The sequence below is a fragment of the Lactobacillus melliventris genome (assembly GCF_013346935.1).
Taxonomy (GTDB): Bacteria; Bacillota; Bacilli; order Lactobacillales; family Lactobacillaceae; genus Lactobacillus.
The window spans coordinates 132,708-154,613 of sequence record NZ_JAAEEB010000001.1; the positions used below are offsets into that span (position 1 = coordinate 132,708).

Genomic DNA, 21,906 nt, shown 5'->3' on the forward strand with positions numbered 1-21,906 from the left:
CTATATGAAGCTGCTTTTTTAATGGTCGTTTTCTTTTAAAAAGCTTTGAATGATTCTTTCTCTCATTGTTAAGAAGACTTGATTATGGCCAGTAGGGTGTATGCGATTGGTCAAAAGAATTAAGCCAGATTTTTTAACTCTATCGAGAAGCATCAGAACTCCAGTAAATCCCGTATGAAGAATTAAGGGGTAGTGCAACTCTGGATCAAAGCGTAGATCCCAACCCCATGAACGAGGCTTTAAGCCTTGGGGATTTTTATTTTCGAATAGCTTTGCGACTAAGTTTTGACTATAAGGCAATATACTTTTATCCAAGCCCAAGTACCCCTTACTTAATTTAACCAAATCGTTCATAGAAGAGAACAGACCGGCTGAGCCACAATCACTTCCTAATTGGCGTGCTTTGGGATCGTGAGGAATTCCTTGTAAAACTCTTCCTTGATAAACTGCAGTGGGAACACATAAGTCTTTTTCAGGTCTAAAAGTCGTATTTTTGAGTCCAGCGGGCTCGATTATTATTTTTTGACCAACTTCTTGAACTGGTTTACCCAATATTTTTTTGATTACTAAACCTAAAAGAATAAAATTGGTATCTGCGTAACGCATTTTATGTTCAAATTCTTCTGTTACAGGCAAATGGATGATAGCATCGATTAACTCGTCGCGAGATAATTGATCCCGATTTTTAATCCAGCCCCTTATTCCACTGGTGTGAGTCAGCAGATGAAAAAGACGTACACGCTCATCTTTAAATTCAGGAATAAAGTCATGCAGTGGTTCAGTAAAATTGAGCTGTCCATCTTGATATAATTTAAGCAAAATATTTTCAGTGATAATCACTTTGGTCAGACTGGCTAAATCATAAATGGCAAACGGACTCAGTTGCGTCACCTTGGGGTAAGTACTCGCAAAGCCAACGGTTGAAGTAAAAACCTGTTCATCTTTAATAAAAGCATAATTCACACCCGGTACAATGCGCTCCGTGACCATTGATTCGATTAAGTTCTGGGTGTTTGAGTAGTCAATCATAAAAACTATCCTTTAGTAAAAGTATCTTACTCTATTATATACAATTCTCAAATTAATTTTGAAAAATGTGGCTATTGACAGTCAACTGAAAACGATATTCGATTGTCAAAAGGATAGTTCGATAATTTTTACCGCTAAAGCGTGAAAACTACTTGACATTACGTGTATCTTCAAGCATAATAATTACTGTTGATTTTGCCCGCTGGTCAAATGGTTAAGACGCCACCCTCTCAAGGTGGAGTTACGAGTTCAATTCTCGTGCGGGTGATTTAACACTGGGATATAGCCAAATGGTAAGGCACAGGTTTCTGGTTCCTGCATGTTTCGGTTCGAGCCCGGATATCCCAATAAAAATAGCTCAACAACTGGGTTTATGAGAGTTGAAAAACAAATTTGCCCATCAGAGCTAATGAAAAATTTATTTTTATTAATTAAGATTAAATACACAATTCTGAAATTTTTGGGGGATTGTGTTTTTTTGTTGGTAAATTTTATTTTTTCACCTAGACCCGTTTATTAGCCCACTTAGTTACAAAATTTGACCTCTTATTCTAAACTTATTGTTAGTTTGTTTTAATTGTGCTTTAATAATGCACAACAACAAAGAATAACTTGAATGGTGAGGTAAAAGCATGAACAAAAAAGAGGTAAATGTTACAGTAAGGTGGGTCTTAAGCAATCTCAAGCCATGGATGATATTTTGCCTATTTATCTTTGGCGTTACTAGTTCTTTTGAAGGAGTATTAAATGGTTACATTTTAGGTTATATTCCCAGGCTTAATGTCAAGGATGGTCGCAGTTTAATCGTATTTGGAATTGCCGCAGTTTTGTCCTATCTAACCGTTTATATTTCTCTTTTCTTATTTTGCCTGTTAATGCAAAAAGCAATTCAAATTTTAAATGAAAAGATAAAGGCTATATATTTCAGAGCAAATTTTGCCAGTTCATTTAACAATCCGAATTTAGATTCATCTGATGTTTTGAACAACATGACTAGTATTTCCAAACAGATAGAGGAAAAGTATTTTGAACCGCTTTTATTGCTTTTTCAAAGTTTGATGACAGTCATATCTTCTACAGTCGTAGTATTAATGACTAATCCAGTTTTAGGTCTTGTTTATCTAGCTCTTTCTTTCCTGTCACTTCTTCCCAGTTATATGGGTAAAGAAAAAATGAAGACTAAAACCGAAGTTTGGAGTCACTCGAATTCAAACTTTTTAGCGATCACACGTGACTTATTTGCAGGACGCTTTGAAATTACGAATTTTGGTGTTAAAAAATTATTTATGCAGAAATTTGATCATTCTTTGCATAATGAGGAACAGAGATATTACCAATTGAATGCTTTCCAATATGTTCTGCAGTTTATTTCTTGGTTATTTGCAATTGTAATAACCCTATCTCCAATTTTCATAGGGTTATGGATGGCCAAAAATAACATCTTAGGTGTTACCGTAAGTACAATTTTGACTTTGACTCTGACTGCGGATCATGTAGTCGGTGGTTTTAGACAGTTAACCAATTTTGAAACTCAAATTCAAAGTACAGAAGGAATTAGAAAGATCTCTTGGACTGAAACAAAAACGGATCAAGAAATTGATCAGCCAGTCGCTGACAATAAACTGGTTGTTGAAAACCTGTCAGTTAAACGTGGCGATCGAGAAATTTTTAAAAATCTGTCTTTAAGCTTAGATGAAAACGACAAAATGCTCATTACTGGACCTTCAGGTGTTGGTAAATCAACTTTGCTAAATGCAATAGCAGGATATATTCCAATTGAAAAAGGTGAAGTAGAATTTGGCGGACACAAATTGAAGTATTCAGATTTTGTATTTATTTCACAGAATATTTGGCTATTTGCAGGAACAGTTCGCGAAAATCTTTCTCTGTTGCAAAATTTCACAGACCAAGAATTAGTTGCTGCTTTAAATAAGGTAGGTTTAGACAAAGAGCTCGGTAGCAAAGCATTGGATTTTGAAATTAAAGAGCAAGGCAGCAGTCTTTCGGGTGGACAAGCACAAAGACTGGCTATTGCCAGAGGACTTTTACGTCATAAGAAGATCTTTTTACTAGATGAAATTACATCTAGCCTGGATCATCAAAATGCGGATGAAGTTCACCGCTTAATTTACCAACTGCCTTCAATTGTTATTGAAGTGGCGCACAATTATAATGAAAAAATTGCGCAAGAAAATAACGTTAAGATTTTTAACTTAGCGCAAAATACAAAATAAAAATAACCCGCAAAATGTTTCATTGCACATTTTACGGGTTTTTCATTAATATTATTGCTGCTTTACATCCCTGCCTTAATTATCTTCTTTTCAGCCATAGTCTTACGTAAAGAGAGCATAGCGGTATAGGTAGACAAAATGTAAACCTTTTTCGTCGTCAAATTGGCAATATTAGCGATTACTTCCTCATTGTCAGTGCAGGTAACCATTTTCCCCGGATCAAAACCGGCAACTTCCAATCGAAAGCCCATGTCGTGCCAGCGCTCGCCGCCAACCAAAATTTTTTTAATTTGATCGTGATTTAAGTCTTCAAATTGACCATCCCAAATCCAGGAAGTGTCGATGCCGTCAGCGTGGTTAGCGTTAAGCAATGTAACTAAGGAATAATCATCTTTTTCAGTGTTAAGCATGTGCAGCACTTCATCTAATCCCACCGGATTTTTAACTAAGATCAAGTCAATTTCTTTTCCTTCATATTTAATTAACTCTTGTCTGCCAAAAATCCGCTTGTTTTTAGCAAAAGCCTGAGCAATTTCTTCTTCACTGAGGTCAAAATAGCGCGCCACTGAATAGGCAGCTAGAGCATTATAAATATTGTAAGTGCCGCCAATGCTGATAGTATAGTTTTTACTGCCCATTTGAAACTCAAGGTTATTCGGCGTCTGCTCAATAATTTTGTTCACAGAATAGGTTAACTTGGGTCTGCGATAGTTGCAGTTGGGGCAGAAAAAATCTCCCAGATTGGCGTAAATCCTTTCATGATAATGTAAGATATGATCACAGTCAGGACATAAGATGCCGTCAGTATTAACTGGAGCCTTGGTATCATTTTGCGGATTATCATTTGGCAGTTTAAAGCCATAAAAAATTTTAGGATTAGGCAAGTCGACTGAAGAAAAGATGCTAGCATCACCATTGGCTATAATAGTAGCTTCAGGTGCTAATTTAATGCCATCTACAATTTTTTCGTAAGTGGTGTAGATTTCCCCGTAGCGATCCATTTGGTCGCGAAAGATGTTGGTAAGAACAAACACACTAGGATGAAGCAGTTCCGTTACCATTTTGACATTAGCTTCGTCAACCTCTAACACTGCAATCGGTCTGGATGATTTTTTCTTTTTATGGGCTAAAAAAGCCGTCACGATTCCTTGTTGCATATTGGAACCTGATGGATTGGTTAAGACGTCACCGTATTTTTCTCTTAATGCCGCCACAATCAATGCGGTAGTCATGGTTTTACCGTTTGTTCCTGTAACAATGACCGTTTCATAGCCGTCAGCCAGTGTCTTTAAAATCTCCGGATCAAGATTCATTGCCAGTTTGCCGGGAAAACTAGTGCCACCTTTTAAAACGTTATGTAAAAACCAGTAGCTTGATTTACCCGCGCTTTTTGCTATTACAGATTTAAAACTCATATTTTTCCCTCGCTTTAAAATCATTATCAACTATAGCATAGCCATAAACCGAAAACGAGTTTTTATAACCATTTAACTACACATATTTTATTTTTACATTATACTAGATAAGTTAGATGAATTTAAATGAAACAAAGGAGCAAAAATGGCACAATTATTTTTTGAGTACGGCACGATGAGCAGTGGCAAAACTTTAGAAATACTGAAAGATGCTCATAACTATGAGGCTCAGGGGCGCAAGATTGCTTTGTTAACCAGTAAAATTGATAATCGTAGTGGTGTAGGCACTGTGGCTTCAAGAATTGGGCTCCACCGAAAGGCAGTTCCGATCGACCATGATTTTGATATTTTTGCTTATATAAAAAAGTTGAACGAACAGGAAAAAGCACAAGGTGACGGCGCAATCGCCTGCGTTTTTGTCGATGAAGCCCAGTTTTTGGAACGTCATCATGTGGTAGAATGTGCCAAAATTGTTGATGATTTATGCATTCCCGTAATGACTTTCGGCTTAAAAAACGACTTTCAAAATAATTTATTTGAAGGAACCAAGAATTTGTTGATTTTTGCTGATAAAATAAAAGAGATCAAAACAATTTGCCACTACTGCGGTAGAAAGGCTACAATGAATCAACGGATACACAATGGTAAACCAGTTTACGAGGGTGAACAGGTTCAAATAGGTGGGGATGAAAGTTATTACCCGGTTTGTCGGTTTCATTATTTTCATCCGCATCAAACAAGATAGGAAGGGATTAGAACAACATGGATAAAATTATGGCACAGCTTGAAAGTCTTGTTGCTCATTATGACGAATTACAGGAAATGATGGCTGACCCGGAAGTTATCAATGATACCAAAAGGTACATGGAAGTTTCTAAGGAAGAAGCAGATTTACGCGATGTAGTTGAAAAATATCGCAAATATAAGGCTGATAAAAAAGAAATTTCAGACAATAAGGATATTATTGCAAACGAAAGTGATTCAGATTTGGTTGAGATGGCCAAAGATGAAAATAACGAGTTAGAGCAGGATATTGCTAAGCTTGAAGATGAAATCAAAATATTAATGTTGCCCAAAGATCCTAATGATGATAAAGACATTATTATGGAAATTAGAGGAGCAGCTGGTGGTGATGAAGCTTCCTTGTTTGCCGGAGACTTGCTCAGAATGTATGAAAAATACGCTGAAAGACAAAACTGGCAGGTTTCTATCGTCGACAGTGAGCCAACTGAAGTAGGTGGTTATAAACGAGTTGCCATTATGATCACTGGCAACAAGGTTTATTCAAAACTTAAATATGAAAACGGAGCGCACCGCGTGCAACGCGTTCCTGTAACTGAATCTCAAGGCCGCGTTCATACTTCAACGGCTACGGTTGCCGTCATGCCAGAATATGAACAGGTTGACCTTGACTTGGATCCCAAAGATATTAGAGTTGATGTTTACCGCTCCAGTGGTGCTGGAGGCCAGCATATTAACAAAACCTCCAGTGCTGTGCGCATGACGCACTTACCTACTGGCATTGTAGTGGCAATGCAGGATCAACGAAGTCAACAGCAAAACCGGGAGAAAGCCATGCAGATCTTGAAATCGCGTGTTTATGATTACTATGAAAGTCAAAACCGTGATAAGTATGATGCTAAGAGAAAAAATGCTGTTGGTACAGGTGACAGGTCTGAGCGCATCAGAACTTATAATTACCCGCAAAACCGGGTAACTGACCATCGTATCGGTTTGACTCTTAATAAGCTTGATCGGGTAATGAATGGAGAACTTGATGAAATTATTGATGCTTTGATTTTATATAATCAAACAAAGCAATTGGAGGAGCTGGCCGAACAGAATGTCTAAAATTGACACTTTAAAAAGCTTGAGAATCTGGGCTGCTGAAACTGCACCAGAACAAAGACCAGAAGATATCGCTTTTTTGCTAGCTGAAAGACTGCAGCTGAGTCCTAGTGAGTTTCAATTAAAACAGGACATGGAATTATCACCAGACCAAATTAAGCAAGCACAAAAGGATGTGCGCAAGCTGGCTAAAGGGATATCGCCTCAGTATATTTTGGGTTACTCCTGGTTTTTTGGTTATAAAATTTTAGTGCAGCGCGGAGTTTTAATTCCCCGTTTTGAAACTGAAGAGTTAGTGGAATGGGCTTTAGCAAATCTGACCAGTGGTGATAAAGTGCTTGATTTAGGAACAGGCTCCGGCTGCATTACAGTAGCTCTAGCTAAAGAAGCTGCTAAAAAGCAGATTACCGATCTTGATTTATATGCTTCTGACGTCACTGATGCTGCACTAAGAAATAGCGAAGAAAATTTTTTGATTCATAAAGTTGATGTTACCGTTCGAAAAGCAAACATTTTAATTGGTCTTGAAAAGTTCGATAAAATCATTTCTAATCCTCCCTATATAAAGGAAACGGAAAAAGATTTGATGGACCAAAACGTATTGCAAAATGAACCCCAGGAGGCACTTTTTGGTGGAAAAAATGGTATAGAATTTTACCAGAAGTTTGTCAAACAAGTGCGTGATCACTTAAACAGCAGAGGAGAGTTTTTCTTGGAATTTGGCTTCAGTGAGAAAGAGCAGCTGGTTGATTTATTTGGACGGGAGCTGCCGGATTTTACCATTGAATTCAAAAATGATTTAGCTGGAAAGCCACGCATGGTTAAAGGAAAGTGGAATAAATAATGGAAACTAAAATTTTTTCACAGAATCAAATAGATGATGCAGTAAAATTACTCGCTCAGGGAGAATTGGTTGCTTTTCCGACAGAAACAGTCTATGGCTTGGGTGCCATTGCCACAAATGAACAGGCTGTAAAAAATGTTTATAAGGCTAAGGGACGTCCTAGTGACAATCCGTTAATCGTAACAGTTTCTGATGCTCAAATGATGTCTCATTATGCAAAAGAGGTGCCAGAGCGTGCTCAAAAGTTAATTAAAAAATTTTGGCCAGGTCCTTTAACCCTTTTGCTTTATGTTAAACCTCACAGTCTGCCTAAAGCTGTAACTGGTGGTCTTGATACTGTGGCTTTTCGCTGTCCTAATGATGACTTAACTCATCAGTTGATCAGTAAATTGGGTTACCCAATTGTTGGACCTTCCGCCAACACTTCGACTAAGCCTAGTCCAACGACAGCTGCGCATGTCTATCATGATTTAAAGGGAAAAATTGCGGGAATTATTGATGGTGGACCTACAGAAGTTGGATTGGAATCAACGATTATTGACTTGTCTGTAGCTACGCCCATTGTTTTACGTCCTGGTGCAGTTACTCCCGCAGAGTTAAGTCAGGTTTTGGGTGAAAAAGTTTTAATTAACAGTGGTAAAGTTGCTGATAAAGATGTTCCGAAAGCTCCGGGAATGAAATACCGTCATTATGCTCCGAGTGCACCCGTAGTCGTGGTTGATGATCCAGAAGACTTTGCAAACATTGATTTAACAAGTGCAACAGGAGTAATGGCATTAACAGATGTGCTTGAAAAAATTAAGCTGCCGGCCGCAAATAAATTTAATTTAGGTAAAAACTTGTTAGAGGCCGACCATAATTTATTTGGTGGTTTACGTTACTTCGATGATAAACCAGAGATCAAACAAATTTTTGTGCAGGGATTTAGTGGCAGCGAGAATACTCTGGCATATATGAACAGGCTTAATAAAGCTGCCGCTGGTCATCATTATGTCAAAGAGTAAAAATTTTAGTAGCAAGGGACTTTAAACCCTCTGCTTTTTTTATTAAAATACACGTAAACGTAATTATGTTTATAGGAGGAAAAAGATGGGCAAATTTACGGTTTTGAATCATCCGTTAATTCAACACAAGTTAACAATTATCAGGCGTAAGGAGACAAGTTCTAACGAGTTTCGGAGAATAGTTGGTGAAATCGGGGGACTGATGACTTACGAGATTACCAGAGATTTGCCGCTGAAAGATGTTGAAATTGAAACACCAATTGGCAAGACAACCCAAAAAGAGATTGCCGGCAAGAAATTGACTATTGTGCCAATTTTACGTGCTGGTATCGGTATGCTTAATGGTGTTATGGAAATGATTCCGTCAGCCAAGGTAGGAGTAATTGGTATGTATCGGGATGAAGAAACTCTTATGCCTCACGAATATTTCTGCAAAATGCCTAAAGACGTTGCAGAGCGTGAATGTCTTGTGGTTGACCCAATGCTTGCCACTGGCGGTTCTGCTAATATGGCAATTGGTGCGCTTAAAAAGCGGGGCGTTAAAGTGATTAAGCTGGCTGTTCTTGTAGCCGCTCCTGAGGGTGTCAAAGCTATTCAAGAAGAGAATCCGGATGTCGATATTTATGCTGCCGCCGAAGATGAAAAATTGTTGCCAAACGGCTATATTACACCTGGTTTAGGAGATGCAGGCGATAGATTATTTGGTACCAAATAATCTTTTTTATGTAAATTAATTGCAAAATACGCTTACATTTTTCACAAAATTATTGAATGGTGTTAATATTGTATGAGTGTTCGATAATATGGGCACGAGAAGGGAGGTCACGAAGAATTGGAGCAATCATTTGTTTTTAAATTTCTGGGTTTGACATTTGATCTTTCTGGGATCATTGGCTCAACTTTAATGGCAGCTGTCGTATTATTTGTCTGCATCTGGTTATCAAGAAAAGTTGAGATGAAACCAAATAAAAAGCAAAATATCATGGAATATTTGATTGACTTTACTGATGGAATTGTTAAAGACAATGTCAGTGATGTTGATGCACGAAAGCATCTTTCGCTTTATGCTTTTGTCCTTTTTATTTACATTTGGTTTATGAACCAGTTGGGCCTCTTCTTAGAGGTTAAGGCGGGAGACAACATTTTTGTAAAATCTCCCACAGCAGATCCGGTAACGACAATGTCGTTTGCAATGATGACCTTGCTTCTTTCATTCACATTCGGTATGCAGAAATTCGGTACTGGTGGCTACTGGCGTAATTATGCCGAACCTGTTAGTTTTCTTTTTCCAATCAATATGATTGAAGAAATCACTAACTTTTTGACATTATCTTTGCGTTTATATGGTAATATTTACGCTGGCGAAGTGTTATTAACTTTAATAGGTAATAGCTTTGCTCCTAGCTTTGGTGTTATCACTTTGGTGTTAGCAGCACCGCTTGCTATGATCTGGCAAGGATTCTCTGTCTTCATTGGCTCTATCCAGGCATATGTTTTCGTAACTTTATCCATGGTTTATGTTGGGAAAAAAGTTACAAAAGAATAATTTATTGGAGGTTTAAATATGTCACAAGCTTTTAAATATATCTCAGCAGCGATTGTAGCTGGTATTGCTGCATTGGCAGCTTCTTGGGGTAATGGTAAAGTTATCACTAAGACAGTTGAGAGCATGGCTCGTCAACCTGAAAGTGCTGGTAACTTAAGATCAACAATGTTTATCGGTGTTGGTCTGATTGAAGCCGTTCCTATTTTGGCGATTGTTGTTGCTTTCCTGATTCTCTTCGTTTAATTTTTTTATTTAAAACAATTTAGATAAAAGAGAGAAGGGCAGTAAATGACATTTCAAATTTTATTTGCAGCCTCGGCAGGTCATATTTATCTGGGTAATACTATCTGGTATTTAATTGTTTTTGCAATTTTACTTATTTTGGTTAAACATTATGCATGGGGACCTGTTTCCGACATGATGGAAAAAAGACGCCAAAAGGTAATCAATGATCTTGATTCGGCTGCAGACAATCGCAAAAAGGCCGAAGTTTTGGCTAATGAGCGTGAAGCTGCCTTGAAGAACTCAAGACAAGAAGCAACGCAAATTCTTACTGATGCAAAAGCAAATGCTGAAAAAACCAGCACGCAGATTGTTGCGGAAGCTAATGATAATGCGGCTTCGATTCATGAGAAGGCAAAGGCAGATGCTGCACAGGCTAAAGCGGATGCCTTAAATGAAGCTCGTGCACAAGTTGCAGATATTTCTGTTACGATTGCAGAAAAAGTAATTGCGAAGAATTTATCTGCTGATGACCAAAAAGATTTGGTTGATCAATTTATTAAGGGGCTGAATAAATAATGGCCTTAAGTAAAGCGGAAATTGCTGCACGTTATGGTACTGCACTATTTGATTATGCAGAAGATATGGCTGCTTTGGATACTGTTCATGCAGATATACAAGAACTAGCTAAGGCTATTTCCAATTATCCGCAAATTTTGAAAGTTTTTAGCGACCCAATTTTTAATAGTACTGAAAAAGCAAAATCGCTTTCTGCGATTGAGCAAGGTCTGTCAGAAGAAGTTCAGAATTTTTTGAACCTGTTACTGGATTATGATCATTTTTTGGAATTGCCGGACATTATAAATTGTTTCAATGATTTGTATAATAAAAATCAAAAAATTGAAACGGGAGTTGCTGTTTCAGCAGTAGCGCTTGATCAAACACAATTACAAAAATTAGGTACTAGTTACGCTCGAAAATTTAATTTGAGCAAAGTCATTCTCACTAATGAGGTTGATCAAAGTATTATTGGCGGCGTAATTTTAAAAGTTGGTGATTGCGTAATCGATGGGTCAGTCAAGAACAAACTGAATAAGATTCGTGCGCAGTTAATTAATAAAAATTAAAAGAGGTGAAACCATTGAGCATAAAAGCAGAAGAGATTAGCTCTTTAATCAAGCAGCAGCTTGAACACTATGATGATAAACTCGACATTAATGAAGTTGGAGTTGTAACATACATAGGTGATGGTATCGCCCGGGCTCACGGATTGAACAATGTTTTGGCCAACGAACTATTGGAATTTGACAATGGTTCTTATGGTATTGCACAAAACCTTGAATCAAATGATGTTGGTATCATTATTCTAGGCAATTTTGATGATATTCGTGAAGGTGACCAAGTCAAAAGAACCGGTGAGATTATGCGTGTGCCGGTTGGTGATGCACTAATTGGTCGCGTGGTAAACCCATTGGGGCAGCCAGTTGATGGACTTGGCGAAATAAAAACGTCAAAGACTCGTCCAATCGAGGCTTCGGCACCGGGTGTTATGGAACGCCAGTCAGTTAATCAACCGCTGCAAACTGGTATCAAAGCTATTGATGCCTTAGTGCCAATCGGTCGCGGTCAGCGTGAGTTAATTATTGGTGACCGTAAGACTGGAAAAACTAGTTTGGCAATTGATACTATTTTGAGCCAAAAGGGACAAGACGTAATTTGCATTTATGTCTTTATTGGTCAGAAGGAATCAACTGTCAGAGCACAAGTAGAAACTTTAAAGCGTTTTGGCGCAATGGACTATACAATTGTTGTCGAAGCTGGGCCAAGTGAACCCGCACCAATGCTGTATATAGCGCCATATGCCGGAACAGCTATGGGTGAAGAATTCATGTATAACGGCAAAGATGTTTTGGTAGTCTTTGATGATCTATCAAAGCAAGCTGTCGCTTACCGTGAACTTTCTTTACTTCTCCGTCGTCCGCCTGGTCGTGAAGCATATCCTGGCGATGTCTTCTATTTGCATTCACGTTTACTTGAACGTAGTGCGAAGTTGAGTGATAAACTTGGTGGCGGTTCAATGACGGCCATTCCATTTATTCAAACTGAAGCGGGAGATATTTCAGCTTATATTCCAACTAACGTGATTTCAATTACTGATGGACAAATTTTCTTGCAAAGCGACTTGTTCTTTGCAGGAACCCGTCCTGCCATTGATGCCGGTAACTCAGTTTCCCGTGTTGGTGGTAGTGCCCAGATTAAGGCAATGAAAAAAGTTGCTGGTACGCTTCGTACCGATCTGGCAGCTTACCATGAACTTGAAAGTTTTGCTCAATTTGGTAGTGATCTGGATCAAGCAACTCAAGCAAAGTTAAATCGTGGACGCAGGGTTGTTGAAGTGTTAAAACAGCCACTTCATACACCAATTCCTGTTGAAAAACAGGTTATTATTCTTTATGCCTTAACCCATGGTTATCTTGACTCCGTTCCAGTTGATGATATTGCCAGATTTGAAAAAGAATTATATGACAATTTCGATACTAATCATGCAGATTTGCTAGAACACATTCGTAAGACTGGTGAATTGCCAGATGAGAAGAAATTACAAGAAGCAATTTCTAAATTTGCGGATAGTTTTTCACCAAGTAATAAATAGGAGGTAGTTATATGCCTGCATCTTTACTTGCGTTGAAGAAGAAAATAGCTTCAGTTAAGCAAACTGGTAAAATTACTGAGGCCATGAGAATGGTTTCGGCATCAAAGTTAAACCAAACTGAAAAGCGGGATAAGGGGTACACGATCTACAATGATCACGTACGGCAAACTTTATCGCGCTTGATGAGTGCTGAAGTCGTCAGCCATTTGCGTAAGGCACATGTTGCAATTGATGAAGACAGCATTAGCAAAATCGATTATGAAAATGTCTTTGGTTTGGGTGTTGTTTCCGATATGGTTCAAGCACGCAAAAAGGTCAATTCCACTGGTTATTTGGTTATTACCGGTGACCGTGGTCTTGTTGGTTCTTATAATAGTGCTGTCATCAAAAACATGATGGGATTGTTTGAGGATTCGAAGGCTGAACACAAAGATATTAAGGTTTTGGCTGTTGGCTCAGTCGGTGCTGATTTCTTTAAGAAAAACAAGCTGAACGTTGTTTATGAAAATGACAGTATTAGTGACGTACCTACTTTTGATGAAGTTTTACCAATTGTTTCAACTGCAATCAAAATGTATTTGAACGGAGTTTATGATGAATTATATGTATGTTATACTCACCACATCAACTCACTTTCATCTGCATTTCGGGTTGAAAAAATGTTGCCAATCGTTGACATTGATATTGGTGTCAAAGAAGCTGAAGCCCATCAAGATTTGGAATACGATATCGAACCTGATGTTAATGCTGTTTTAACAACACTAATTCCCCAATATGCCCGTTCTACTATTTACGGTGCTATTCTGGATGCCAAAACTGCTGAACATGCCAGTTCAATGACTGCCATGCAGAGTGCTACGGACAACGTTGACGATTTGGTTTCGAGTTTAACTACTAAATTAAACCGTGCAAGACAAGCAGAAATCACTACTGAAATTACTGAAATTGTCAGTGGTGCTAACGCTTTGAAATAATTAAGAAAAGGAGGTAGATGTTTTGAGTGAAGGTGAAGTTGTTCAAGTAATCGGCCCAGTTGTCGATGTCAAATTCCCGCTTGACAAAAATCTGCCTGATATTGACAATGCTTTGCGCGTCGTTAAGTCGGACGATGAATCTGTTGTTCTCGAGGTTACACTAGAGCTTGGCGATGGTGTTTTAAGAACAATTGCGATGGAATCTACCAATGGTCTTAGACGCGGAATGAAGGTTGAAGACACAGGTGGCCCTATTTCAGTACCGGTTGGTAATGATACTTTAGGACGTGTTTTTAATGTTTTAGGTGAGCCTATTGACAACGGCCCTAAATTTGCAAAAGATCATGCTCGTGACAGTATTCATAAGAATGCTCCTAAATATGATGAATTAACAACGAGTCAGGAGATTCTTGAAACCGGTATTAAGGTAATTGATTTACTTGAACCTTATGTCCGTGGAGGAAAAGTCGGCCTGTTTGGTGGTGCCGGTGTTGGTAAAACCACTATTATTCAGGAACTTATCCATAATATCGCCCAGGAGCATGGTGGTATTTCAGTCTTTACTGGTGTTGGTGAAAGAACACGTGAAGGTAATGACCTTTACTTTGAGATGAAAGCATCTGGAGTTTTAAGCAAAACTGCCATGGTCTTTGGTCAAATGAATGAGCCGCCTGGTGCCAGAATGCGGGTAGCACTGACAGGATTAACGCTGGCAGAGTATTTCAGAGATGTTGAAGGTCAAGACGTTCTGCTCTTTATCGACAACATTTTCCGATTTACTCAAGCTGGTTCGGAAGTTTCAGCTTTGCTGGGACGCATGCCCAGTGCCGTTGGTTATCAGCCAACCTTGGCAACAGAAATGGGCCAATTGCAGGAAAGAATTACTTCTACCAAGAAGGGTTCTATTACCTCAATTCAAGCGGTCTATGTTCCTGCTGATGACTATACTGACCCGGCTCCAGCTACTACTTTTGCTCACCTTGACGCTACTACCAATTTGGAACGTAGTTTAGTTGAGCAAGGTATATACCCGGCTGTTGACCCGCTGCAATCTACTTCAAGTGCTTTGGATCCTGAAATTGTGGGCCAAGAGCACTATGAAGTCGCTACTGGCGTCCAGCATATATTGCAAAGATACCATGAATTGCAAGACATCATTTCTGTTTTGGGAATGGATGAATTATCTGACGAGGAAAAGGTGATAGTTAGCCGTGCTCGTAAAGTTCAATTCTTCTTATCGCAAAACTTCTTTGTGGCTGAACAGTTTACTGGTGTGCCTGGTTCTTATGTTCCAATTAAAGAAACTATTAAGGGCTTTAAGATGATTTTAGATGGTCATTTAGATGATCTTCCAGAAGATGCATTCCGTAGTGTAGGCCCAATTGAAGATGTTTTGAAAAAAGCAAAGCAAATGGGTGTAACTCCGAGTGATCCTGAAGCTAAAGCATTATTAGAAAAGTAAGGTGATGTCAAATGGCAGATCCAGAAAAACTTTTTATGGTAAATGTTGTAACTCCAGATGGTCTAATATTTTCTCATCATTCTAGTATTGTTGAAATGCGTGCAATTGATGGTCAACGTTCAGTGATGTATAATCACTTACCGATTTTGACTCCGCTAGCAATAGGTGAGATTAAAGTTAAAAGAAGTCGGGAAATGAACAATATTGTCAACCATATTGCTGTTAGTGGCGGCTATTTTGAATTTTCAAATAATGTGGCTACCATTATTGCTGACAGCGCTGAGCGGGCAAATAATATTGATGTTTCCCGGGCTAAAGCAGCTAGAGAACGTGCTCAAAATGCACTGAAAAAAGCTCAGGCTGCCCATGATCAACGATCACTTGAGCGGGCACAGGTTGCACTTAGAAGAGCCGTCAACCGAATAAGTGTTTACAATTCAGTTAAATAGATTTAAAGTTTTAAGCGGATACACTGCTTTTGTGTGTCCGCTTTTATTGTGACTTAGGAAAAGTGAGAAAGAATATGTTTCAACTTGGCGTTCATGCTTTAATTAGTATAGTAATTTATTTAATTACGATCGGTCTATCCTTTCAGATTATGAAAAGTGTTCGTATTGAAAAGATAATTCGTAAAAACAGGATATTTGAAGCTCAACTGCTACTTATTTTTGCTGCAATTGCTTTAGGCTTTCTAGTGGGTAATTTCTTTATTACATTAATTGATACTTCATTGCAGTTAAGTAATTTCTTTTAAGACTTGGTAAAGCGGATAAAGTCACCGACAAACTTAAAATCTTTATGGTAAAATATACATTGAAATATGATGGAGGATTATCGTGGCACGAGATATAGGAATAGATTTAGGAACAGCAAATGTGCTCATTAATGTTTCTGGTAAAGGAATTGTCTTAAATGAGCCTTCTGTTGTTGCTGTCAATACAAGTACAAATAAAGTAGTAGCAGTTGGTACAGAAGCCTACAAGATGGTAGGAAGGACTCCGGGGAACATCCGTGTAATCCGTCCTTTAAAAAATGGTGTTATCGCTGATTTTGATATCACAGAAGCAATGCTGTCTTACTTTATTGAAAAATTAAACGTTAAAGGCTTTATGTCTAAGCCAAATATTTTAATTTGTGCTCCGACAGGAGTAACATCAATTGAACAGAAGGCAATTATTCAGGCTGCGGAAAAATCGGGTGGAGGCAAAGTTTACCTTGATTTTGAGCCTAAAGTTGCTGCTGTAGGTGCAGGGCTTGATATTTTCAAACCTCAAGGCAACATCGTAATCGATATTGGTGGTGGTACTACTGATATTGCCGTTTTATCAATGGGTGAAATTGTTACAAGTCAATCATTGCGTTATGCTGGGGATCATATGAACCAGGCGGTTGTCTCCTATATTAAGAATAAACATAACTTGCTAATTGGCTCACGCACTGCGGAACAGATTAAAATCGAAATTGGTAGTGCTTTTGAACCTGATAAGAACGAAACTATCACTGTTCGCGGTCGCGATGTGGTTGACGGTCTGCCAAAACAGGCTACTGTTACTGCGCCTGAAATTCAAGAAGCTCTTCATGATGGCTTGATGACTATTATTGCTGCTACTAAAGAGGTTTTGGAAAAAACGCCACCAGAGCTTTCTGCGGATATTATTGACCGTGGAATTATGCTGACAGGTGGTGGAGCATTGCTTAAGAATATTGATAAGCTAATTTCTTATTACCTTAAGGTACCAGTATTAACGGCCGATCATCCACTTGAAGCTGTGGCACTTGGGACGGGAATTTTACTTAAGAATATTGAAAAACATCAGCGTCACTAATCTTGGGAGGCTAGATTTGCGTAAAATTTTGATTTATTTGGTTAAAATCTACCAGAAGTTTATTTCTCCTGCTTTACCAAAATCATGCCGTTATTATCCAACATGTTCGACCTATATGGTTGACGCATTGACCAAATTTGGTCCTCTTTTAGGACTTATTATGGGAATATCACGTATATTACGCTGCAATCCTTTTGTGCGTGGTGGTGTTGATCCGGTACCAGATAAATTTACAATTTTTCGTAATCCTCATCCAGAACGATATGAAGATGAGATTATTGCAAAGAAATTCCATCCTAATACGAAATAGGAGTATTTATGTCAAAAAAACCAGAAAATATTAATGTGGAAATTAATGAAATTAAGGGTAAGCAAAACCCAACCTGGGAAGTAGTAATTCCCCAGAAAAAATCTATTGGCGTGATTGAAAAAATTGCTGGCCGTTATCGGGCTACAACCGGCAAAACCAACAGCGTCTTGTATGCAAAAAGTTTGGAAAGCAGTATTAATGATTTGCTTTCATACTTCGCTTTGCATGAAAAATAATAGGTTGTGATTAATTAATGGTCAAAGTACAAAATAAAACCAATCTGTTTGATCGAATTGCCTGGAATATTGTTGTCCCTGTGCTCATATTGGCAGCTGTGGGCCTTTATTCCATTTATTTTGCCGCAATTGATGATCCCAGTCATATGGGAAGTCCAGTTAGGGCAGTGGCAATGCAAGGATTATGGTATGTTATTTCGATTGCTGCAGTTGCTTTTGTAATCCAATTTGATGCTGAACAGCTCTACCGCATTGCACCTTATGTATATGGTCTGGGGATAGTGCTTTTAATTGCGGTTTTGTTCTTTTATAATCGCAGTATAGCTGCAGATGCTGGTGCCAAAAGCTGGTTTAAGCTGGGACCAATTTCTTTTCAGCCATCAGAAGTCATGAAACCAGCTTTTATATTGATGCTGGCCCGGGTTGTGCGTGAGCATAACAATAAATATGCCCACACAATTAAAAACGACTGGATTTTAATTGGTAAAATGCTGGCTTGGCTGCTACCGATTGCTGTGCTTTTAAAACTGCAAAATGACTTTGGTACGATGCTGGTTTTCATTGCAATTGTTGGTGGCGTAGTGCTAGTATCTGGTATTTCGTGGAAAATAATTGCGCCAATGTTTGTCGCTGTCTTTGTGCTGGGAGTCGTAGTTATTTATATGGTTACCACACCAAGTGGTCAATCATTTCTAAGTCATTTCTTTCAGCCTTATCAATTTAGACGTATTATGTCATGGCTGAATCCATCTAATGACACTTCAAAAGCTGCGTATCAATTGTGGCAAAGTATGCAAGCGATTGGTTCTGGGCAAATATTCGGCAACGGCTTTGGTAAACTAAGTGTTTATGTGCCGGTCCGAGGCTCCGACATGGTTTATTCAGTGATAGGAGAATCATTTGGCTTTATTGGAAGTGTAGCAATCATTTTGCTTTACTTATACTTGATAGTGCAAATGGTACGGATTACTTTTGATACCAAAAACGCATTTTATTCTTACGTTTCTACTGGCGTTATCATGATGATACTCTTCCATGTATTTGAAAATATTGGTATGAGTATTGATCTGCTACCTCTGACCGGTATCCCGTTGCCTTTTATTTCTCAAGGTGGATCAGCCTTAATTGGTAATATGATTGGTATTGGTATGATTTTGTCCATGAAATTTCATAATAAAGATTATATGTTCAGTCAAGCAGGAGATTTCTAATTTATCTATACATAAAAAAGAGCATTTCAGTTGAAATGCTCTTTTTTAATTACTCAAATTTTCGTTAGAACGACAAACTAGCACATCACAATCTGCAGTTCTAGTAACATATTCGGTAACACTACCGATTAATATGCGTTCAACAGCGTTGAGACCTGTAGCTCCTAATACGATTAAATCAATCTGGTGCTTTTTAGGGAATTGGTGGGCGATAATTGCTTTAGGAGCCCCAAATTCAATTGAATAGTGAACCTCACTTACTCCAGCTTCTGTAGCCTGTTGGTAGTAATTTTGCAATTTTTCTTTAGCATCGTTTGATACTTGTTCAACCATTTCTGAATCAAAGCTAGAAACATTTTGGAAGGATCTGGTGTCAATGACATGTAAAATTTCCAAAGCAGCTTCATTTCGCTTAGCCGCAGCGACCGCCTTTTTAAAAGCTAAATCAGCTTCTTTTGAGCCATCAACTGCGACTTGAATACGGTGATATTGTTTCATCATTTAAAACACCTCTCTCACCATTATTTTACCAAATTTTAGTCCAGTTAATCATCCTTTTGATTAAGTAAAAGACTAAAAATTAGGATAGTAATGCTGCTGAGAATTAAAGTAATAAGATTTAAATATTTATTCTTCTGGAAAACTATAACTAAACCTAAAATGGTCTCTATAATTAAAATAATAGCTGTCCAAGACATTAGAGAACTAAAATTAGAAATATTTTTACTGTTGTATATTAGGAAATGACGATGCCGATTATGCCATAAGTAAAAGGCAGTCAATAGCAATACTGCCAGGTAAATTAGAATAACAATTTTAATAGCCATAAAATCTCCAAACAAAAAAACGGTCCGCAGACCGCTTCCTAAATTTCTCAAGAAATCCGAGTCGTCGAAACATAGCAAAACAATGCTTGTTGAACCCGCAGTGTTCAAAAAATGAGATGTATCGCAACGAATATGGATCCTATCTTTGAAGATAGTTTTCCGATTCGAAAGTTATTTACTATCTCGCATGTCTTATGTTTGACCGGTCAACCTTATACAATTGAGCTAGTCGATCAACTCAGATCAACTATTATACTACTAAGCATCACGAGTTTTGTCAAGGCAGAAAAATTAGAGGGTACTTTTTTAGGATAGCTTTTAAGCTCCTGAATGAACTAAGGTTATCAATATACCGACTTACTTTGTGCATGACCAAAATAAAAGGGCTGATTGCAAAATAAATCTTCGGCCAGCATCTACTAAAATATTTTCCTTCTATGCAAAACTAATTATTTTAGACCCTGTTTTTGCAATTCATGCAAAGTTTCGTATTGCTTTTTAAACCCTTTTTCTATTTTAGAATTGCCTTTAGGCTGAAAATATCGCGTGCCAACGAGTTTATCTGGTAAATATTGCTGTGGTACCCAATCATTCACATAAGAATGAGGATAAATATAACCTTTACCGTGACCTAATTTTGCTGCACCACTATAGTGTGCATCTTTTAAAGTAGCAGGGATATTGCCATAGTCCTTATTTTTTACATCAGCTAAAGCCTGATCAATAGCACTGATAGCACTGTTACTTTTAGGTGATAAAGCCAGTTCAATCACCGCGTTAGCTAAAGGTATCCGCGCTTCAGGGAAACCCAGACTCTTAGCAGACTGAATAGCTATTTGAGCATGCTGAACGGCTGCGGGATTTGCAAGGCCGATGTCTTCATAGGCAATTACACTTAAACGCCTACAAATTGCTATTAAATCACCAGACTCAATTAGTCGAGCTAAATAATGCAAGGCTGCATCTGTGTCAGAGCCACGAATTGATTTTTGAAAAGCAGAAACCAGATCATAATGTCCATCGCCCTTAGCATCAAAGTTTTGATTACGCAACTGAATAGAATTGGCCATTTCATCTTGATCAATGGTTAATTCTGTTTCATCATTTTTACCGGCAGCAATCATTTCTTGTTTCGTTGAGCGGACTGCAAGTTCAAGTCCGTTCAATGTTGAACGTAAGTCGCCATTGCCCTTTTGCACTAATAACTTTCTGGCGCTTGAAGTCAATTTAACGTTGTACTTACCCAAACCAAGTTCACAATCTTTAAGCGCTCGATTAATTGCTTTATTGACATCATCTTTTGCTAGAGGCTTTAATTCAAAAATCTGGCAGCGAGAACGAATAGCGGGTGAAATTGCTATATACGGATTTTCAGTTGTCGCACCAATCAAAATAATTTGTCCGGATTCTAAAAGGGGTAATAAAAAGTCCTGCTTGGTTTTATCCAAACGGTGAATTTCGTCTAGGAGCAATATCACCGTGCCACTCAATTTTCCTTCCGCAGCTACTTGCTCCAGCTGTTTTTTGCTGTCTGTTGCAGCGTTAAGCTGGCGAAAGGCATATTTGGTGGAACCAGCTATGGCACTGGCAATACTTGTCTTGCCTATACCTGGGGGACCGTAAAGAATCATCGAGGACAACATTTTGGCTTCAACCATCCGGCGAATAATTTTTCCAGGGCCAATTAAATGCTCCTGACCGACTACCTCATCTAAGGTTTTTGGTCTCATTCTGTAAGCTAATGGTTTCATTTAATTGTCTCCATGAAAAAGCCGCTGCCAAAAACCAGCTTTTTTAGTTTTGCCACTAGTAAGCAATTCTTGAGGCATTTCGGGAGGATACACTTGACTTATGTCAATGCGCATTTTGTTAATTGCATTTGCAGCTACTACTAAGATTGCTGAGTCATTCGGACCCGTTTTTGCTGTTTGATTGTTAACGATAGTAAAAGAGATCTCGTATTTGCCACAACTAGTTTCTACTTGATCAACAAATTTATCATGTAAATTGCCATTAATCAGGATATTGTAACCAATATAATCTTTAAAATGGCGTAAAAATAGGTTGGTTAACTTAGGATCTTGCACTTCGGCATTGGTCATTCTAACTAGAACTCGTTCGCGAAGAGACCCTAAAAATCTTCTGCGTTCATCCGGCTTTGTTTGGGGTGTGATGCCTTGAGCAGCATTTGAAACTCTGGTATTTAAATCCTCCGTCATTGATTGGTACTCCTTTCGGGTAACAAAAACCCCTCTCCAAGAAGGA

25 protein-coding genes and 2 tRNA genes are annotated in these 21,906 nt (G+C 38.3%); 21 read left to right on the forward strand and 6 right to left on the reverse strand.

Annotated elements, in window-relative coordinates; translation table 11 throughout:
- Positions 1–18: 18 nt before the first annotated feature.
- Positions 19–1,029, reverse strand: coding sequence for a serine hydrolase domain-containing protein (locus tag GYV61_RS00585; protein WP_174794385.1), 1,011 nt, complete (start codon positions 1,027–1,029; stop codon positions 19–21).
- A 196-nt stretch (positions 1,030–1,225) separates the two neighbouring features.
- Here GYV61_RS00585 and GYV61_RS00590 point away from each other — a divergent pair.
- The 3 genes from GYV61_RS00590 (at position 1,226) to GYV61_RS00600 (ending at position 3,263) form a co-directional block, all read left to right on the forward strand.
- Positions 1,226–1,297: transfer RNA gene (locus GYV61_RS00590), tRNA-Glu, on the forward strand.
- A gap of 8 nt (positions 1,298–1,305) precedes the next feature.
- A tRNA-Gln gene (locus GYV61_RS00595) sits at positions 1,306–1,377 on the forward strand.
- Positions 1,378–1,661: 284 nt separating this feature from the next.
- Positions 1,662–3,263 (forward strand): ATP-binding cassette domain-containing protein, encoded by a 1,602-nt coding sequence (locus GYV61_RS00600; protein WP_174794386.1) that lies wholly within the window; start codon positions 1,662–1,664, stop codon positions 3,261–3,263.
- 62 nt (positions 3,264–3,325) lie between these two features.
- On the opposite strand, the gene GYV61_RS00605 is transcribed toward GYV61_RS00600, so the two are convergent.
- The gene (locus GYV61_RS00605) at positions 3,326–4,678 is read right to left on the reverse strand and encodes a Mur ligase family protein (protein WP_174794387.1); all 1,353 of its coding nucleotides are present in this window, start codon (positions 4,676–4,678) and stop codon (positions 3,326–3,328) included.
- Between the two features lie 145 nt (positions 4,679–4,823).
- Here GYV61_RS00605 and GYV61_RS00610 point away from each other — a divergent pair, with 145 nt between their 5' ends.
- The 18 genes from GYV61_RS00610 (at position 4,824) to GYV61_RS00695 (ending at position 18,814) form a co-directional block, all read left to right on the forward strand.
- Positions 4,824–5,423, forward strand: a complete 600-nt coding sequence (locus GYV61_RS00610) for a thymidine kinase (protein WP_046324704.1) — start codon at positions 4,824–4,826, stop codon at positions 5,421–5,423.
- Between the two features lie 17 nt (positions 5,424–5,440).
- Positions 5,441–6,529, forward strand: coding sequence for a peptide chain release factor 1 (gene prfA, locus GYV61_RS00615; RefSeq protein WP_110445990.1), 1,089 nt, complete (start codon positions 5,441–5,443; stop codon positions 6,527–6,529).
- Positions 6,522–7,370 (forward strand): peptide chain release factor N(5)-glutamine methyltransferase, encoded by an 849-nt coding sequence (gene prmC, locus GYV61_RS00620; RefSeq protein ID WP_174794388.1) that lies wholly within the window; start codon positions 6,522–6,524, stop codon positions 7,368–7,370. Before prfA ends, prmC begins: the two co-directional genes overlap by 8 nt.
- Complete coding sequence (locus GYV61_RS00625) at positions 7,370–8,374, forward strand: L-threonylcarbamoyladenylate synthase (protein WP_174794389.1); 1,005 nt, start codon at positions 7,370–7,372, stop codon at positions 8,372–8,374. Before prmC ends, GYV61_RS00625 begins: the two co-directional genes overlap by 1 nt.
- An 85-nt stretch (positions 8,375–8,459) precedes the next feature.
- A complete protein-coding gene (gene upp / locus GYV61_RS00630) occupies positions 8,460–9,089 on the forward strand; it encodes a uracil phosphoribosyltransferase (protein ID WP_046324708.1) in 630 nt (209 codons plus the stop codon).
- A 117-nt stretch (positions 9,090–9,206) separates the two neighbouring features.
- Positions 9,207–9,920, forward strand: coding sequence for a F0F1 ATP synthase subunit A (gene atpB / locus GYV61_RS00635; protein ID WP_046324709.1), 714 nt, complete (start codon positions 9,207–9,209; stop codon positions 9,918–9,920).
- Between the two features lie 18 nt (positions 9,921–9,938).
- Positions 9,939–10,163, forward strand: coding sequence for a F0F1 ATP synthase subunit C (atpE, locus tag GYV61_RS00640; RefSeq protein ID WP_034981200.1), 225 nt, complete (start codon positions 9,939–9,941; stop codon positions 10,161–10,163).
- Between the two features lie 45 nt (positions 10,164–10,208).
- On the forward strand, positions 10,209–10,721 hold the full coding sequence (atpF, locus tag GYV61_RS00645; RefSeq protein ID WP_174794390.1) for a F0F1 ATP synthase subunit B: 513 nt from the start codon (positions 10,209–10,211) through the stop codon (positions 10,719–10,721).
- Positions 10,721–11,269, forward strand: coding sequence for an ATP synthase F1 subunit delta (gene atpH, locus GYV61_RS00650; RefSeq protein WP_174794391.1), 549 nt, complete (start codon positions 10,721–10,723; stop codon positions 11,267–11,269). The genes atpF and atpH overlap by 1 nt, the downstream gene beginning before the upstream one ends.
- A 14-nt stretch (positions 11,270–11,283) precedes the next feature.
- Positions 11,284–12,795, forward strand: a complete 1,512-nt coding sequence (atpA, locus tag GYV61_RS00655) for a F0F1 ATP synthase subunit alpha (RefSeq protein WP_046324712.1) — start codon at positions 11,284–11,286, stop codon at positions 12,793–12,795.
- Positions 12,796–12,806: 11 nt separating this feature from the next.
- The gene (locus GYV61_RS00660; RefSeq protein WP_110445996.1) at positions 12,807–13,769 is read left to right on the forward strand and encodes a F0F1 ATP synthase subunit gamma; all 963 of its coding nucleotides are present in this window, start codon (positions 12,807–12,809) and stop codon (positions 13,767–13,769) included.
- 22 nt (positions 13,770–13,791) lie between these two features.
- A complete protein-coding gene (gene atpD, locus GYV61_RS00665; RefSeq protein WP_046324714.1) occupies positions 13,792–15,231 on the forward strand; it encodes a F0F1 ATP synthase subunit beta in 1,440 nt (479 codons plus the stop codon).
- Positions 15,232–15,242: 11 nt separating this feature from the next.
- On the forward strand, positions 15,243–15,680 hold the full coding sequence (locus GYV61_RS00670; RefSeq protein WP_046324715.1) for a F0F1 ATP synthase subunit epsilon: 438 nt from the start codon (positions 15,243–15,245) through the stop codon (positions 15,678–15,680).
- 74 nt (positions 15,681–15,754) lie between these two features.
- Positions 15,755–15,985 carry a DUF1146 family protein gene (locus GYV61_RS00675; protein ID WP_034981184.1) on the forward strand — a complete coding sequence of 77 codons (231 nt, stop codon included), beginning with the start codon at positions 15,755–15,757 and terminating at the stop codon, positions 15,983–15,985.
- An 82-nt stretch (positions 15,986–16,067) separates the two neighbouring features.
- Positions 16,068–17,057 carry a rod shape-determining protein gene (gene mreB / locus GYV61_RS00680; RefSeq protein WP_046324716.1) on the forward strand — a complete coding sequence of 330 codons (990 nt, stop codon included), beginning with the start codon at positions 16,068–16,070 and terminating at the stop codon, positions 17,055–17,057.
- Positions 17,058–17,073: 16 nt separating this feature from the next.
- The gene (gene yidD, locus GYV61_RS00685; protein ID WP_046324717.1) at positions 17,074–17,367 is read left to right on the forward strand and encodes a membrane protein insertion efficiency factor YidD; all 294 of its coding nucleotides are present in this window, start codon (positions 17,074–17,076) and stop codon (positions 17,365–17,367) included.
- Positions 17,368–17,375: 8 nt separating this feature from the next.
- Positions 17,376–17,603 carry a DUF2969 domain-containing protein gene (locus GYV61_RS00690; RefSeq protein ID WP_110445998.1) on the forward strand — a complete coding sequence of 76 codons (228 nt, stop codon included), beginning with the start codon at positions 17,376–17,378 and terminating at the stop codon, positions 17,601–17,603.
- Between the two features lie 17 nt (positions 17,604–17,620).
- Positions 17,621–18,814 carry an FtsW/RodA/SpoVE family cell cycle protein gene (locus GYV61_RS00695; protein ID WP_174794392.1) on the forward strand — a complete coding sequence of 398 codons (1,194 nt, stop codon included), beginning with the start codon at positions 17,621–17,623 and terminating at the stop codon, positions 18,812–18,814.
- 45 nt (positions 18,815–18,859) lie between these two features.
- Here GYV61_RS00695 and GYV61_RS00700 read toward each other — a convergent pair whose 3' ends face one another.
- From GYV61_RS00700 to GYV61_RS00715, 4 genes are all read right to left on the reverse strand, one after another.
- Complete coding sequence (locus GYV61_RS00700) at positions 18,860–19,315, reverse strand: universal stress protein (protein WP_046324721.1); 456 nt, start codon at positions 19,313–19,315, stop codon at positions 18,860–18,862.
- A gap of 44 nt (positions 19,316–19,359) precedes the next feature.
- On the reverse strand, positions 19,360–19,641 hold the full coding sequence (locus GYV61_RS00705; protein WP_174794393.1) for a hypothetical protein: 282 nt from the start codon (positions 19,639–19,641) through the stop codon (positions 19,360–19,362).
- Between the two features lie 449 nt (positions 19,642–20,090).
- A complete protein-coding gene (locus GYV61_RS00710) occupies positions 20,091–21,392 on the reverse strand; it encodes a replication-associated recombination protein A (RefSeq protein WP_174794394.1) in 1,302 nt (433 codons plus the stop codon).
- Positions 21,393–21,860, reverse strand: a complete 468-nt coding sequence (locus GYV61_RS00715; RefSeq protein ID WP_174794395.1) for a YueI family protein — start codon at positions 21,858–21,860, stop codon at positions 21,393–21,395.
- Positions 21,861–21,906 lie beyond the last annotated feature (46 nt).